The organism is Enterobacter sp. BIDMC109 (assembly GCF_001037885.1).
GTDB lineage: Bacteria > Pseudomonadota > Gammaproteobacteria > Enterobacterales > Enterobacteriaceae > Enterobacter > Enterobacter hormaechei_C.
Map to the genome: position 1 here is coordinate 2,555,928 of NZ_KQ090002.1, position 14,923 is coordinate 2,570,850.

16 protein-coding genes are annotated in these 14,923 nt (G+C 54.5%); 12 read left to right on the top strand and 4 right to left on the bottom strand.

Annotated features, from left to right (window positions below):
- Positions 1-107: 107 nt before the first annotated feature.
- From xthA to SK62_RS12140, 6 genes are all read left to right on the top strand, one after another.
- Complete coding sequence (gene xthA / locus SK62_RS12115; protein ID WP_015570756.1) at positions 108-914, top strand: exodeoxyribonuclease III; 807 nt, start codon at positions 108-110, stop codon at positions 912-914.
- A gap of 6 nt (positions 915-920) precedes the next feature.
- The gene (locus tag SK62_RS12120) at positions 921-1,604 is read left to right on the top strand and encodes a TVP38/TMEM64 family protein (protein ID WP_047719385.1); all 684 of its coding nucleotides are present in this window, start codon (positions 921-923) and stop codon (positions 1,602-1,604) included.
- A gap of 6 nt (positions 1,605-1,610) precedes the next feature.
- A complete protein-coding gene (locus SK62_RS12125; protein ID WP_072250094.1) occupies positions 1,611-2,780 on the top strand; it encodes an ABC transporter substrate-binding protein in 1,170 nt (389 codons plus the stop codon).
- On the top strand, positions 2,753-4,282 hold the full coding sequence (locus SK62_RS12130; RefSeq protein ID WP_047719384.1) for an ABC transporter permease family protein: 1,530 nt from the start codon (positions 2,753-2,755) through the stop codon (positions 4,280-4,282). The genes SK62_RS12125 and SK62_RS12130 overlap by 28 nt, the downstream gene beginning before the upstream one ends.
- The gene (locus SK62_RS12135; RefSeq protein WP_015570760.1) at positions 4,282-4,902 is read left to right on the top strand and encodes an ATP-binding cassette domain-containing protein; all 621 of its coding nucleotides are present in this window, start codon (positions 4,282-4,284) and stop codon (positions 4,900-4,902) included. The genes SK62_RS12130 and SK62_RS12135 overlap by 1 nt, the downstream gene beginning before the upstream one ends.
- Before the next feature lie 73 nt (positions 4,903-4,975).
- Complete coding sequence (locus SK62_RS12140) at positions 4,976-6,283, top strand: sulfurtransferase (protein ID WP_047719432.1); 1,308 nt, start codon at positions 4,976-4,978, stop codon at positions 6,281-6,283.
- Here the strand turns inward: SK62_RS12140 and SK62_RS12145 are convergent.
- Both SK62_RS12145 and SK62_RS12150 read right to left on the bottom strand, forming a co-directional pair.
- The gene (locus SK62_RS12145; protein WP_039271061.1) at positions 6,280-6,897 is read right to left on the bottom strand and encodes a CDP-alcohol phosphatidyltransferase family protein; all 618 of its coding nucleotides are present in this window, start codon (positions 6,895-6,897) and stop codon (positions 6,280-6,282) included. The genes SK62_RS12140 and SK62_RS12145 overlap by 4 nt on opposite strands.
- A complete protein-coding gene (locus SK62_RS12150; protein WP_047719383.1) occupies positions 6,887-7,459 on the bottom strand; it encodes a carboxymuconolactone decarboxylase family protein in 573 nt (190 codons plus the stop codon). Before SK62_RS12150 ends, SK62_RS12145 begins: the two co-directional genes overlap by 11 nt.
- A 75-nt stretch (positions 7,460-7,534) precedes the next feature.
- On the opposite strand from SK62_RS12150, the gene SK62_RS12155 reads away from it, so the two are divergent.
- Positions 7,535-7,951 carry a pyrimidine (deoxy)nucleoside triphosphate diphosphatase gene (locus SK62_RS12155; RefSeq protein ID WP_017693607.1) on the top strand — a complete coding sequence of 139 codons (417 nt, stop codon included), beginning with the start codon at positions 7,535-7,537 and terminating at the stop codon, positions 7,949-7,951.
- On the opposite strand, the gene SK62_RS12160 is transcribed toward SK62_RS12155, so the two are convergent.
- Positions 7,911-8,183, bottom strand: a complete 273-nt coding sequence (locus SK62_RS12160; protein WP_003857857.1) for a YnjH family protein — start codon at positions 8,181-8,183, stop codon at positions 7,911-7,913. The two genes, SK62_RS12155 and SK62_RS12160, sit on opposite strands and share 41 nt — an antisense overlap.
- 225 nt (positions 8,184-8,408) lie before the next feature.
- Between SK62_RS12160 and gdhA the strand changes: the two genes are divergently transcribed.
- Entirely contained in the window at positions 8,409-9,752 is a 1,344-nt protein-coding gene (gene gdhA, locus SK62_RS12165; protein ID WP_017384680.1) for an NADP-specific glutamate dehydrogenase, read from the top strand.
- Positions 9,753-9,806: 54 nt separating this feature from the next.
- Here the strand turns inward: gdhA and SK62_RS12170 are convergent, their stop codons facing one another.
- Positions 9,807-10,658, bottom strand: coding sequence for an SIS domain-containing protein (locus tag SK62_RS12170; RefSeq protein WP_023296337.1), 852 nt, complete (start codon positions 10,656-10,658; stop codon positions 9,807-9,809).
- Between the two features lie 206 nt (positions 10,659-10,864).
- On the opposite strand from SK62_RS12170, the gene SK62_RS12175 reads away from it, so the two are divergent.
- The 4 genes from SK62_RS12175 (at position 10,865) to murP (ending at position 14,920) form a co-directional block, all read left to right on the top strand.
- The gene (locus tag SK62_RS12175; protein ID WP_015570768.1) at positions 10,865-11,950 is read left to right on the top strand and encodes a porin; all 1,086 of its coding nucleotides are present in this window, start codon (positions 10,865-10,867) and stop codon (positions 11,948-11,950) included.
- Between the two features lie 70 nt (positions 11,951-12,020).
- Positions 12,021-12,578, top strand: a complete 558-nt coding sequence (locus SK62_RS12180; protein ID WP_039271069.1) for a DUF2057 family protein — start codon at positions 12,021-12,023, stop codon at positions 12,576-12,578.
- Between the two features lie 9 nt (positions 12,579-12,587).
- Positions 12,588-13,499, top strand: a complete 912-nt coding sequence (gene murQ, locus SK62_RS12185) for an N-acetylmuramic acid 6-phosphate etherase (RefSeq protein ID WP_047719382.1) — start codon at positions 12,588-12,590, stop codon at positions 13,497-13,499.
- Positions 13,499-14,920, top strand: a complete 1,422-nt coding sequence (murP, locus tag SK62_RS12190) for a PTS N-acetylmuramic acid transporter subunit IIBC (RefSeq protein WP_023296333.1) — start codon at positions 13,499-13,501, stop codon at positions 14,918-14,920. Before murQ ends, murP begins: the two co-directional genes overlap by 1 nt.
- The last annotated feature ends 3 nt before the right edge of the window (positions 14,921-14,923 follow it).

Genomic DNA, 14,923 nt, shown 5'->3' on the forward strand with positions numbered 1-14,923 from the left:
TATTGCACCGTCGGCATTATCTGTCGCAGTAATTGGGCGAAGCGGATAACAGACGACGTAAATTCTGCTACCATCCTTGCACTATTCACCTTGCATTGGCAGCGACTATGAAATTTGTCTCTTTTAATATCAACGGCCTGCGTGCCCGCCCTCACCAGCTTGAAGCGATTGTTGAGCAACATCAGCCAGATGTGATCGGCTTGCAGGAGACAAAAGTTCACGACGATATGTTCCCGCTCGAAGAGGTAGCGAAGCTGGGCTATAACGTTTTTTACCACGGTCAGAAAGGCCACTACGGCGTTGCGCTGCTGACCAAAGATACGCCGGTGTCGGTGCGTCGTGGCTTCCCGGGTGACGATGAAGAGGCGCAACGCCGCATCATCATGGCGGAAATTCCTTCCGCGCTCGGCAATGTGACCGTCATCAACGGCTATTTCCCGCAGGGTGAAAGCCGCGATCATGAAACCAAATTCCCGGCCAAAGCGAAGTTTTATCAGGATCTGCAAAACTACCTGACAACCGAACTCAAAAAAGAAAACCCGGTGCTGATCATGGGCGACATGAATATCAGCCCGACGGATCTGGATATCGGTATTGGCGAAGAGAACCGTAAGCGCTGGCTGCGCACCGGCAAATGCTCTTTCCTGCCGGAGGAGCGCGAGTGGATGGAGCGCCTGCTGGGTTGGGGGCTGGTGGATACTTTCCGCACGGCTAACCCGGCGACGCAGGATCGCTTCTCGTGGTTTGATTATCGCTCTAAAGGCTTCGATGACAACCGGGGCCTGCGTATTGATCTGCTGCTGGCGAGCGCCCCCCTGGCCGAACGCTGCATCGAAACCGGTATCGACTATGACATCCGCAGCATGGAAAAACCGTCCGACCATGCGCCGGTATGGGCAACGTTTAAGCTGTAAACTTCAGTGAATATTAAAAAAATCAGTCTCCTGTGCGCCCTTTTGGGCGCATTTGTTTTGACCGTTGTTTTGCTTCCTCCAGGCATGCTCTCCCTCGACACGCTAAAAATGCACCAGCAAACGTTGATCGATCGTGTGGAGCAGGCGCCTCTTCAGAGCGCGCTGATCTATTTTGCGCTTTACGTTCTGCTCTCCGCGCTGTCGATCCCCGGAGCCGCGCTTCTGACGCTGCTCGGCGGGGCGCTTTTCAGCCTGTGGGAGGCGACGCTGTTGGTGTCATTTGCCTCGACGCTCGGCGCCACGCTTGCCATGCTCGTCAGCCGTTATCTGCTGCGCGACTGGGTGCAACGGCGCTTTGCCGCACAGATGAGCACGATAGATGCGGGGATGGATCGCGACGGCGCACGCTACCTTTTTGCCCTGCGCCTGATGCCGTTGTTCCCGTTCTTTCTGGTCAATTTGCTGATGGGGCTAACCCGTCTCAGGGTGCGTCACTACTGGTGGGTCAGCCAGCTTGCAATGCTACCTGCCACCGTCATTTATCTGAACGCCGGACGCGAGCTGGGGAAACTCACCTCGCTGCGCGATATTCTGTCGCCGGGACTGCTGTTCGCCTTTACACTATTAGGGTTATTACCGCTGGTCACTCGCTGGCTGTTTTCCCGTTACATCCCTTCGATTAAAAAGTGAGGCATTATGCGCCGGGTGCGTTTTTGCGCGTTTCTGACGAGTCTGCTGCTGGCAACCTCTGCCTTCGCCGCAGAGAGCTGGCAATCCATTCAGCAACAGGCCACCGGGCAGACCGTCTGGTTTAACGCCTGGGGCGGTGACGAGGCCGTTAACCGCTACCTCGACTGGGTAAGCGGCGAGATGAAAACGCACTACGCCATCAACCTGAAGATCGTTCATCTGGCCGATGCCGCCGACGCGGTGAAGCGGATCCAGACGGAACATGCCGCAGGACGCAGCAGTAACGGGTCGGTGGATCTGCTCTGGGTAAACGGGGAAAACTTCCGCAACCTGAAAGCGGCAAACCTGCTGCTCACCGGCTGGGCGAAAACCCTGCCCAACTGGCGCTACGTCGATACCCGTAAACCGGTAACGGAAGATTTTGCCATCCCGACCGATGGGGCAGAATCCCCGTGGGGCGGCGCGCAATTAACCTTTATCGCCCGTAAAGCGAGTACGCCGACACCACCGGCAGATCCCCACGCGCTGCTGGTATACGCCCGACAGCACCCTGGCAAGGTGAGCTATCCGCGACCGCCGGATTTTACCGGCACGGCGTTTCTTGAGCAGCTACTGCTGGCGCTGACCGCCCATCCGGAGGCGCTAAAAAACGCGCCGGACAGTACCTTTGCGCAGGTCACCGCGCCGCTGTGGGATTACCTTGATACGCTGCACCCCCTGCTGTGGCGCGAAGGGAACGATTTTCCTCCGTCGCCTGCGCGCATGGATACGCTGCTGGCCAGCGGCAGCCTGAACCTGTCGCTCACCTTTAACCCCGCCCATGCGATGCAAAAGGTGGCGAGCGGTGAACTGCCTGCCGACAGCTACAGTTTCGGCTTTCTCAAAGGCATGATCGGCAACGTCCATTTTGTCGCTATCCCGGCAAACGCCAGCGCGAGCGCAGGCGCGAAAGTGGTGGCGAATTTCCTGCTGTCACCGCAGGCGCAGATCCGCAAAGCTAATCCTGCCGTCTGGGGTGACCCGAGCGTGCTGGATGGCGAAAAACTGCCTGCGAAAGCGGCAAAACAGCTTAGCGCCTTTACCCCCTCAGGCACGCCTGATGTACTTCCCGAACCTCACGCCGCCTGGGTTAACGCCCTGGAGCAGGAATGGCTTCGCCGCTACGGAACCCGCTAAGCGGGCTGGTCTGGGCGGCAATGGCGGTCATCTATCTGCCACTGCTTCCCGCCAGCGGCATGCTGCTGGCCCCGGCGTTTTCTCCCGGCAACTGGGCGACGCTGTTTGCCGACCCGCAGCTGCCGCAGGCGCTGGCCGCCACGCTGGTTTCCACGCTTATCGCGACGCTGGGCTCACTGTTTATCGCCCTGACCCTGCTTGCGCTTCTCTGGCCGGGTGAAGGCTGGCAGCGCCTGAGCACCCGTCTGCCGTGGCTGTTAGCCGTGCCGCACGTCGCCTTCGCCACCAGCGCGCTGCTGCTGTTTGCGGAAGGGGGGCAGTTTTACCGGATCTGTACGGTCTGTTCGCCGCAGCTTGACCGCTACGGTATCGGGCTTGGCCTGACGCTTGCGGTCAAAGAGAGCGCGTTCGTTCTGTGGGCAATCTACGCCGCGCTGCCTGAAAAGCGCCTCGCACAGCAGAAAATTGTCCTGCATACCTTCGGCTACGGACGAATGCAGGCGCTCAACTGGCTCGTCCTCCCGGCAATCGCCCCCGCGCTGGGCGCAGTCATGCTGGCGGTGCTGGCCTGGTCGCTTTCCGTGGTGGATGTGGCGATCGTGCTCGGGCCAGGCAACCCGCCTACGCTGGCGGTACTGGCCTGGCAGTGGCTCGCCCAGGGCGATGCACAACAGCAAACAAAGGGAACGCTGCTGTGTCTGGTGTTGCTCCTGCTGCTGGCGGCGCTTGCCGCGGTGGGATACGGCTTCTGGACGGCATGGCGGCGCGCCCAGCGTGACCCCTCCGGAATTCGTCACGCTTCGCATACTGCGCTGCCCGCACGGACGCTGGGCGGGTTACTGCCGCTGTGCGGCGTCCTCTGTGCGCTGGTTCTGCTGATGCTGGCACGCCGGGACGACATCGGCCCCGTCAGCGACAGCCTTTCACTGGGACTGCTGTCCAGCCTGACAGCGCTGGCCATCCTCATGCTCTGGCTTGAGTGGGGACCCCAGCGCGGCGCGGTGTGGGTCTGGCTGCCGCTCGCCCTCCCGGCGCTGCCCCTCGTGTCCGGGCAATATGCCGTGGCGCTGTGGCTGGGCATCGACGGCCAGTACGCTGCGGTGCTCTGGAGCCATATGCTCTGGGTTCTCCCGTGGATGCTCCTGGTGCTGCAACCGGCCTGGCGCAGGCTCGATCCCCGGCTTATCCTCACCGCCAGAACGCTGGGCTGGCGACAGGCGAAAATTTTCTGGTTGGTGAAATGCCCCCTGATGGTTCGTCCGGCCCTGCTGGCCTTTGCCACCGGCTTTTCCGTGAGCATGGCCCAGTACATGCCGACCCTCTGGCTGGGAGCGGGACGTTTCACCACCCTGACGACGGAGGCGGTCGCCCTCAGCAGCGGCGGCAGCATTCCGATCCTCGCCAGCCGGGCGCTGGGTCTGTTGCTGTTGACCAGCAGCGTATTTGCCCTTGCCGCGCTGCTCTCCCGGCTCGTGGGCCGTCACAGACAAGGATTACGTTAATGCTGAACGTGAAAAATCTCACCATTGCGCCACTCTTCCGTGAGGTCAACTTCCGCGTCCCGGCGGGGGAGATTGTCACGCTGATGGGGCCCTCCGGGAGCGGGAAATCGACCCTTTTCGCCTGGATGGTGGGGGCGTTATCCGCTGATTTTAAGGCGCACGGCGAGCTATGGCTGAACGATCGCCGCTGCGATATGCTCCCCGTGGAAACGCGCGGGATCGGCATTCTGTTTCAGGATGCCCTGCTGTTTGACGCCTTCAGCGTGGGGCAAAACCTGATGCTGGCGCTGCCGGCGCACATCGTCGGGCGCGCCCGCCGCAACGCGGTAGAACAGGCCCTGGACACTGCCGGGCTGGCAAACCACTACGCCAGCGATCCGGCGACCCTTTCCGGCGGCGAGCGCGCCCGGGTCAGCCTGTTGCGCGCTCTTCTCGCCCAGCCGCAGGCATTGCTGCTCGACGAGCCGTTCAGTCGACTGGATAAAACGCTGCGCGCCTCATTCCGGGCGTGGGTATTCGAGGTTACTCGCCAGCGCAGGATCCCGGTGGTGCTGGTCACGCATGATGAGGACGATATTCCGCCCGGCGGCGAGGTGATTGAGATTTCTCGCTGGCAATAATGTGCTAACGCAATGTTTTTGGCTTCAGGAGAGACGACAATGCCCCCCTCTTTTAATGACGTCAGGTTTTTCGATTAAACGTGTTTCTCAACTGACCGCGCTGGCCCTGCTCTGCGGCCTCGCCTCACTCTCCTCCACGGCGGCTGATATGCCCCACTCCCTCACGCTGGACCAGCTCCAGGCGCAAAACGGCGCGGTAATTGATACGCGCGTCAGTGCGTTCTATAACGGCTGGCCGCAGACCCTGAGCGGAACGTCCGGGCATGAACCCGCCGCGCTTAATCTCTCTGCCAGCTGGCTTGGGGCAATGAGCGATGAACAGCTCAGCGGCTGGGCAAAACAACATCGGCTTACGCCAGACATGCCAGTTGCGCTCTATGGCAACGATGATGACAACCAGACCGTCAAAACGCGGCTGGAGAAAGCGGGCTTTACCCACGTCTCCACCCTGAGCGATGCCCTGCAACAATCCGACCGTCTGCAACGTCTGGCGCATTTCGAACAGCTGGTTTATCCGCAGTGGATCCGCCAGTTGCAGCAGGGCAAACCCGTTACCGCCGCACCAGCCGGAGAGTGGAAGGTGATCGAGGCTGGCTGGGGTGCGCCGAAGCTTTATCTCCTGAGCCACATTCCCGGTGCGGGCTATATCGACACCAATGAAGTGGAAAGCGAACCGCTGTGGAATAAGGTCTCTGACGAAAAGCTGAAAGCGATGCTGGCGAAGCACGGGATCCGTCACGATACCACCGTCATTCTGTACGGTCGCGACGTGTATGCCGCCGCGCGCGTGGCGCAGATCATGCTCTACGCGGGCGTGAAGGATGTGCGAATTCTGGATGGCGGCTGGAAGGCGTGGTCCGACGCCAGCCTGCCCGTTGAGCGCGGAACGCCTGCAAAGGTCAAGCCAGCCCCTGATTTTGGCGCGCCGATCCCGGGCCAGCCCCGGCTGATGGTGGATATGGAGCAGGCCCGGGGAATGCTGCACCGTCAGGACGCCTCGCTGGTGAGCATTCGTTCCTGGCCAGAGTTTATCGGTGAAACCAGCGGCTACAGCTATATCAAGCCAAAAGGTGAGATTGCCGGTGCGCGCTGGGGCCATGCGGGCAGCGACGCGACCCACATGGAAGATTTCCACAATCCGGATGGCACCATGCGCAGCGCCGATGATATTGCCGCCATGTGGAAAACGTGGAATATCCTGCCGGAGCAGCACGTTGCGTTTTACTGTGGTACCGGCTGGCGCGCGTCTGAAGCCTTTATGTACGCCCGCGCCATGGGCTGGCAGAACGTTGCCGTCTACGACGGCGGCTGGTACGAATGGAGCAGCCATCCGCAGAACCCGGTCTCCACCGGGGAGCGCGGACCGGAAAGCGCACGCTAGCGGGGAAGTGATTTCAGCGTGATATAACCGCTCCAGATGCGCGTTGTGGTGGTCAGCCAGCACAACGCGCCAAACGTCCAGGCAAACAGCGCGAAATGCGCCGGAAACAGGCAGCACAGCGCAAACAGCGCGATGGTCTCCGTTCCTTCCGTTAAACCCCCAATGTAATAAAGCGACTTGTGCGCATAGCCGGGGTTGTCGATATCATGCTTCCCCGCCAGCGCGGCAAAGGCCAGAAAACTGCTGCCCGTCCCCATAAAAGCGAACAGCAGCCAGGCGGCGGCGATCGCGTTATCAGCCGGAGCGGCCAGCGCAAAGCCAAACGGCACCAGGGCGTAAAACAGGAAGTCGAGGGCGATATCAAGAAATCCTCCCGCGTCCGTCAGGCCACGGCGACGCGCCAGCGCGCCGTCCAGACCATCCAGCAGCCGGTTCAGCACAATGGCGATCAGCGCCGCCGGATACCAGCCCAGCGCCAGAAACGGTAACGCCAGCACGCCAATCGCAAACCCGGCGAGCGTTAAGCCATCAGGCGTGATAAACGGTTTATCCAGCGCGGCGGCCAGCTGATTTAACCCGGGTTTCAGCCGGGGGTGCAGATGTTTATCCAGCATGCGGTTTACCTTTAAACGTGGCGCACAGCCCCTGAGCCGGAATATCCAGCGCGGCGTTAAAGCGGGCGGAAAGATTCTGAAAGGCAATCAGAGCCGTCATTTCGGTGATGGTCTCTTCCGTAAAGTGGCGCTTCAGCAGACTTTTGATATTTTCATCCATCTGAGGCGGCGTGGCGGTGACCGCTTCCGCATAGGCCAGCGCCGCGCGCTCCTCTTCGCTGAACAGGGTGGAATTTTGCCAGTCGCTGACGGCCTGCACTTTATCCAGCGCCCCGCTCCGCTCGGCCAGACGCAGGCTGTTGGCATCAATACAAAATGCGCAGTGGCAGATCTGCGAGATCCGCGTCATTAGTAGCGATCGCAGAACCGGCGTCAAACGCGCCTTGCGCCGCTCCAGATAGCCGACAAACAGCGCCACCAGCCAGAAAAGACGCGGCATACGCCCCCACCAGCGCGTGGGGTTCAGCACCGCGCCGAAGTGTTTTTTCTGCATGGCGGCGATGGGGCTGAGGCTGACGGGAAGGGTTTCCATGGGCGCAACCCAGGCGGATGTCTCTTTCAACTGATTCTCCTGATGACTGGACTCTTTGGAAGGGCACGATAATATGTCGTTTTTCGCTATTAATTATTGACGAACATGCTGAAAACACTCGATGTGGTTGCGGCCATCCTCGAAAAAGAGGGCAAGATTTTGCTGGCGCAGCGTCCCGAACATGCCGATCAGCCAGGAATGTGGGAATTTGCAGGCGGGAAGGTTGAAGCCGGTGAGACCCAGCCGGAAGCGCTGATCCGCGAACTGCGCGAAGAACTCGGCATTGAGGCCGTGCCCGCGCGGTATGTGGCAAGCCACCAGCGGGAGGTGTCGCAGCGGCTGATTCACCTCCACGCCTGGCATGTGCCTGAATTTAGCGGTCAGCTGAAGGCGCATTATCACTCGGCGCTGGTATGGTGCACGCCAGAAGACGCGTTCACGTATGCTTTAGCCCCGGCGGATATACCGCTGCTGGAAGCGTTTATTCTTTTACGCGACGCCAGACCAGCGGGTTTGTACTGAGGGTGCGTTCATCACGCTGGCACTGCAACAGCACGCCATCTGCCCTGACCACTGCGCCTTCGGAATAGTTTTGATCCTGATAGATACAGCACTGATTACATGGCTGCGCACGCTGGCCGCCAGCGCTAAAAACCTCTGGCGGCACGTTGACCTCGACATCCGGGCGAATGCGGTCAGCCTGTGCCCCGGCGGACACCATCAAACATAACGCGGCCATTGCGTAACGGTTCATAGACTTTATTTCCTTTGCATCGTTTATATCTATAACGGTCGATCCGGACGGGATCTTTAATTTATCTCGTCATCGCTTTTGGTTATGACGCGCGCCCTGTCATTAATTTCCCTTGCGGCATAAATTTCTGCTTGCCTCTCAAAGCGGTGCGGGTGGTATAGTCAAAAAAACGACACAAAACATCTACGCCACACGCATAAATTATTATAAGAGGTTCTTATATCTATGGATCAGACACGCTCTCTGGAAAGCTTTCTTGCCCATGTTCAGCAGCGCGACCCGCACCAAAGCGAGTTTGCCCAGGCCGTTCGTGAAGTCATGACCACCCTGTGGCCCTTCCTTGAGGAAAATCCGCGTTACCGTCAGATGGCGCTGCTTGAACGTCTGGTAGAGCCGGAGCGCGTCATCCAGTTCCGCGTGGCGTGGGTGGACGACCGCAATCAGGTGCAGGTCAACCGCGCGTGGCGCGTGCAGTTTAACTCCGCCATTGGGCCGTTTAAGGGCGGGATGCGCTTCCACCCCTCGGTGAACCTGTCGATTCTGAAATTCCTCGGCTTCGAGCAGACCTTTAAAAATGCGCTCACTACCCTGCCGATGGGCGGCGGTAAAGGCGGGAGTGATTTCGATCCGAAAGGCAAGAGCGAAGGCGAAGTGATGCGCTTCTGCCAGGCGCTGGTCACTGAGCTCTATCGCCACCTTGGGCCGGACACCGACGTTCCTGCCGGGGATATCGGCGTGGGGGGGCGTGAAGTGGGCTTTATGGCCGGGATGATGAAAAAGCTCTCCAACAACAGCGCCTGCGTCTTTACCGGCAAAGGTCTGTCGTTTGGCGGTAGCCTGATTCGCCCGGAAGCGACGGGTTATGGTCTGGTCTATTTCACCGAAGCGATGCTTAAGCGTCACGGGCTGAGCTTCGAGGGGATGCGCGTGGCGGTCTCCGGCTCCGGCAACGTGGCGCAGTACGCTATCGAGAAAGCGATGGCGTTTGGCGCGCGCGTGGTGACCGCCTCCGATTCCAGCGGTACCGTGGTGGATGAAGCTGGCTTTACGGCAGAAAAACTGGCGCGTATGTGCGAAATCAAAGCCAGCCGTGACGGTCGGGTAGCGGATTATGCCCGTGAATTTGGCCTGACCTATCTGGAAGGTAAACAGCCGTGGGGCGTGCCGGTGGATATCGCCCTGCCGTGCGCGACGCAAAACGAACTGGACGTGGATGCCGCCCGGACGCTGATTAGCAATGGCGTGAAAGCGGTAGCGGAAGGGGCAAATATGCCCACCACCATTGAAGCGACCGACCTGTTCCTGGATGCGGGCGTACTGTTTGCGCCAGGCAAGGCGGCGAACGCTGGCGGCGTGGCAACATCCGGTCTGGAAATGGCGCAAAACGCCGCGAGAATGGGCTGGAAGGCAGAGAAAGTGGATGCCCGTCTGCACCACATCATGCTCGATATTCATCACGCCTGCGTGGAGTACGGCGGCGAGGCTTCGCAAACTAACTACGTGCGCGGGGCGAATATCGCCGGGTTCGTGAAGGTGGCCGATGCGATGATCGGACAGGGTGTGATTTAGTTTCGCTGCATTCTCGCCCTTGTAGGCCCGGTAAGCGCTGGCGTTACCGGGTCATTACTCAAGCCGGTTAATAAGTTCACGGCTGCGCTCTATCATGTTGAGTGAGTGCCTGTCATTGCGCTGTAGCAGTCCGACAAATAACAAATCTGTTATACAATTTTGGGCAGTTCGGGAAGAGATCGATGAGCTGCGCCATTCGTCTTCGTTCGATACCGTCTCCAGAATATAATCAGCCCTCTCCCGCAAAGGATTATTTGCCAGTGATGTTATAGCTATGATCTTCGCGCCTTTCTCTTTTGCCGCTTCTGCGGCGATCAATATCTCCTTTTTCTTACCTGAGTAAGACAAGGAAATTTGTATATCATCTTTATTCAAAGCCTGAGCAACAGATATTTGCACATGTGTGTCAATCTCACATGTTACACGATAGCCAATTTTTAATAATTTAAAAGCGAGATCTTTTGCAGCCAGCGCAGAGCCTCCGAGACCAACAATTTGTATATGCCTCGCCTTATCTATTATTCCTATTATCTTTTCCAGTTTTACAAAATCCATATTTACTGTCGTTTCTCTTAATGCATGAACTTTTTCTGCAATTAACTTATCAGCTATTACATTTAAAGGGTCAGAACTATGAATAGTACTGTGAAGGCTATAATCAGCTTTTGCACTTTTTTCTCTGCTGTATTCTTCTATCAGCATCAATTTTAGATCGGCGAAGCCGTGAGCACCGAGTTTTTTGGCAAACTTTGAAATAGATGATTGGGCGACACACAATGCTAGCGCGATTGAGTGGGAAGAACATCCTTTGAAAGCATCAAGATGATTGATGATGTATAGAGCAATTTTCTTCTCTGTATCAGTATAATTATTATAATCCATTCTTATTTTTTTCAAATAACTCATAAATCACCCCTATAACATCTAAAAAAGCAATATATTCTCTCTTAAAGATAAATACAACACATAACAATCAAAACCTCGAATATAAATTTTGACAGTCATCACAAACATTTAAAAGGAATTTATGATTCCATTTAAAATGAATTTAAAACGATCAACAATTCCCGCGAACAAACATCATACCACTCTACTAAGAATAGGATTTATTTATGAGAAATGGACTGAAACATTTATCCTGGTTATTAATTACACTTGCTTCTTCAGGCCATGCAGCCGTCATTTATCAGGCTAACGATGGCTCTAACATTGACCTTTACGGGCGCCTTGGTTTTAACGTATCAGATAAAAAAACAGGTGACGTTTCAGGCGATTTTGATGGTCGAATTGGTTTCTCGGCACGCCAGATGATTGATGACAAATTTGCCGTGATTGGTTTTACACAATACCAGGTGAATGCAGCCGAATACGCAAACAATATCAAAGCGGAGGACCCAGACGATTTGACCGCACGATATGTCTGGGCAGGCGTTGACTTCGCCGAGTACGGTAAAATCACAGCAGGACGCGTTTCATCCGGCCTGATTATGTTTACAGACATTGGTGATGTATTTGCCTCGTCAGACGTTGCTATGGCCCGCCAGGCAAATTTTATCGATCCCACCGCTGTTCAGGTTTTCCGCCAGGATGGCACCATACAGTACCAGAATACGTTAGGAAATCTTGACGTATCCAGTGCGTGGATTATTGGCAATAATTCATCTGACCTTGATTACGGCATAAATACTGCTCTGCGTTATACACTCGATCTCGGCTTTGCGGGCAAGCTTCAGCCTGTTATCGCCGTGCAGCAATCGCAGGCCAGTCATGATGAGACCTCTGCGCAATCTGATGATGATGCTGATAAATACCAGATGTGGGGAGTAGGTACTCGTTATTATTTGGGTGATTTTATGTTTGGTCTACTCTATTCCGAAGATACTGTTGAGTATCTTGATGGCCGTCCGGACAGCACTGATAAAGATTACGAAGCAACAATTGTCTGGTCGCTGACGCCTGAATGGTGGCTCCGGACTGGCTATCGTCATTTAGAAAATCATGACGGTGACGGACTTAAGCTTCGAGATGCGACCTTTGAAGTTCAGTACAAAGCCACCGCAAAAAGCTCAGTTTATGCCTCGTATTCCTGGCGCAATGGTGAAGCCGGCACCAACAGGGTTACTGGCGACAACGTTTCTTTTGGTGGTAGCGACCCGGCAGATGACTATTTCCACCTCGGATTACGCTATGAATTTTAAATGCTAATCAGGCACTCTACGTCGCCTTATATAAGGGTATAGCGCTTACTCTTATTTACAGGGGTTATCTATGAAAGCATTACTATTATTATTTTTTATGTCGAGCTTTGCATGCGCCAGAGTCACACTTGACTTGGGTGAAAACATTGTTGTTCTGGCCGCTAAAGATTCGAAGCTATCTCTCTTTTCAAAGAGTCTGACTCTACCAGACGGCGAGCAAAAGCTTGTTATTAAATTCGATAGTTCCGTCAATCCGGAATCCGTCAATCAAGGTAAAGGGCGAATGACCTCAGCACCTTATATATTTACATTTAACTATAGCGGCAGAGAAAAACTCATACTTACCACCCCGAAGGTCATCGATGAAAAGGAGGTTATAGACCAGGCTCGCAATCCACAATTTATGCTGAAGGCCAATGATACTACCATCCCCTTTACCATGGAAAAAGTTTTCCCAGAGAGCATTAACATTTTTTCTGATTTCAGGTCATTCCTCGCTGAGGATAAAAATCAAATCGACGGTATAAAACAAGACAGCACAGATAACCTTGATCAGGTTAAATCGGCCTATCTTGGCTTACCTGATAAACAGAAACTCTCATTCATGAAATGGTTGTTAAATAATTAAGAGATTAATATGAATTTAGATTTGAGCAAGATGGTGACTGAAAACGCTAATCCAGCATCTATGGAAATTGACCGACTAGGCACAGTTGAAATGTGCAGGGTGATCAATGCGGAGGATCAAAAAGTGGCCCTCGCGGTAGAAAAGTATTTACCTGATATTGCAGCCGCTGTGGAGTTAATCGCTAAAGCCGTCGCAAAGGGCGGTCGCTTAATCTATGTTGGCGCAGGCACCTCCGGACGATTAGGGATCCTTGATGCCAGTGAATGTCCGCCAACCTATGGCGTAAAAAGCGAACTGGTGCAGGGAATTATTGCCGGTGGTCATACTGCAATCCTGAAAGCCGTAGAGGGGGCTGAAGATAACCGCCAGGCGGCAATTCACGACCTGACCGCTATTGACCTCTCTGTGGCTGATACTGTCGTGGGTATTGCTGCAAGTGGACGTACGCCATATGTCGTGTCCGCGCTAGCGCACGCACGCAATGTAATAGGTTGCAATGTTATTTCCATAGCATGTAACCCCGGCAGTGAAATTGCTGAATACGCCAGTGTTGCCATAACGCCTGTTGTAGGCTCAGAAGTGATAACGGGATCCTCGCGTATGAAAGCCGGGACCGCGCAAAAGCTGATCCTCAACATGCTTTCAACCTGTTTAATGATAAAAATGGGAAAAGTGTATGGCAATTTGATGGTTGATGTTGTCGCTTCTAACCGAAAGCTCTTTGAACGGCAAATTAAGATCGTTACCGATGCTACTGCCTGCTCACGGCGCGATGCAGAAAATGCGTTGAAGCAATCACACCGAAACTGTAAATCAGCCATTGTAATGATTTTGAGTCAGTGTTCCGCCGATGACGCCCAAGCGTTGCTGTTGAAAAACGGGGGTTATATACGGGCGGCCATTTCTAAGGAAGCGAAATAATGTCTAAACATATTAGCACCGATCTACTCGCGAAAATTATTGTTCTGGCAGGTGGCAAAAACAACATTCTGCATTGTGGCAATTGCATGACCCGCTTGCGTCTGAAAGTGGCGGATACAACGTTAATAGCACACCATGTGAAAGAACAACTCTCAGAGAGTATCAGTGGTGTTGTTATAAACGGCAACGAAGTGCAGGTCATTTTTGGCGTTGGTAAAGCGCAGAGAGCGGCAGATAGCATGAATAATCTGCTAGACAAAAAAGATTTGCATGCAATAGCCGATGAAAACAAAAGTCAGCTCAAGAGTAAGCAGCAATCATCTTTGCAACAATTCCTGGCAAACTTTGCCACTATCTTTACTCCCCTGATTCCGGGCTTTATCGCGTCAGGTTTGATGCTCGGTATCGCCACGTTGTTAGGGACGTTAATGCATATTGCGCCAGAAGCTAAAGGAACACTCCCTGATGCGCTAAATTTCTTGAAAATTTTTAGTAAAGGACTCTTCACCTTTCTTGTGATTTTAGTGGGATACAATGCGCAAAAGGCATTCGGCGGTACTGGCGTAAACGGTGCAATCATCGCGGCACTGTTTATTCTGGGTTATAACCCGTCAGCCACAGTAGGCTATTATTCCGGACTACAGGATTTTTTTGGTCTCACTATCGACCCGCGCGGAAATATCATCGGCGTGCTGCTGGCAGCATGGGCCGGAGCGAAGATCGAGCGCGTTATAAGAAACGTTATTCCCGATGAGCTGGACATGATTTTAACGTCGATGCTGACACTCATTTTCACCGCTGTATTGACATATATTGTGATCATGCCCATTGGTGTCTGGCTGTTTCAGGGGATGTCCTGGCTGTTTATACACCTTAACAGTAATCCGTTGGGCTGCGCTGTACTGGCAGGCGTTTTCCTGATTGCTGTGGTATTTGGCGTTCATCAGGGATTTATTCCTGTTTATCTCGCGTTAATGGACTCTCAGGGGTTTAATTCTCTTTTCCCCATCCTCTCAATGGCTGGAGCTGGACAAGTAGGTGCCGCGCTGGCGTTATACTGGAAAGCAGACGTTTCTTCCACGCTGCGTACACAAATTCGGGGAGCAATCATCCCTGGTATATTGGGTGTCGGTGAGCCGCTTATTTATGGCGTTACCCTACCACGGATGAAGCCTTTTATTACGGCCTGTATAGGCGGCGCAGCAGGCGGGTTATTCATTGGAACTATTGCATGGTTAGGGCTCCCGGTCGGCCTGAACAGCGCGTTCGGGCCATCTGGCCTGGTAGCTTTGCCGCTTATGACCTCAGCAAAAGGTATATTTCCAGCTATTGCAGTTTATGGTGTAGGTATAGTGATTTCCTGGGTATGCGGTTTTATTATAACCCTTCTTTTTGGTTGCAAGAATGTGGATTTACATTGAGGG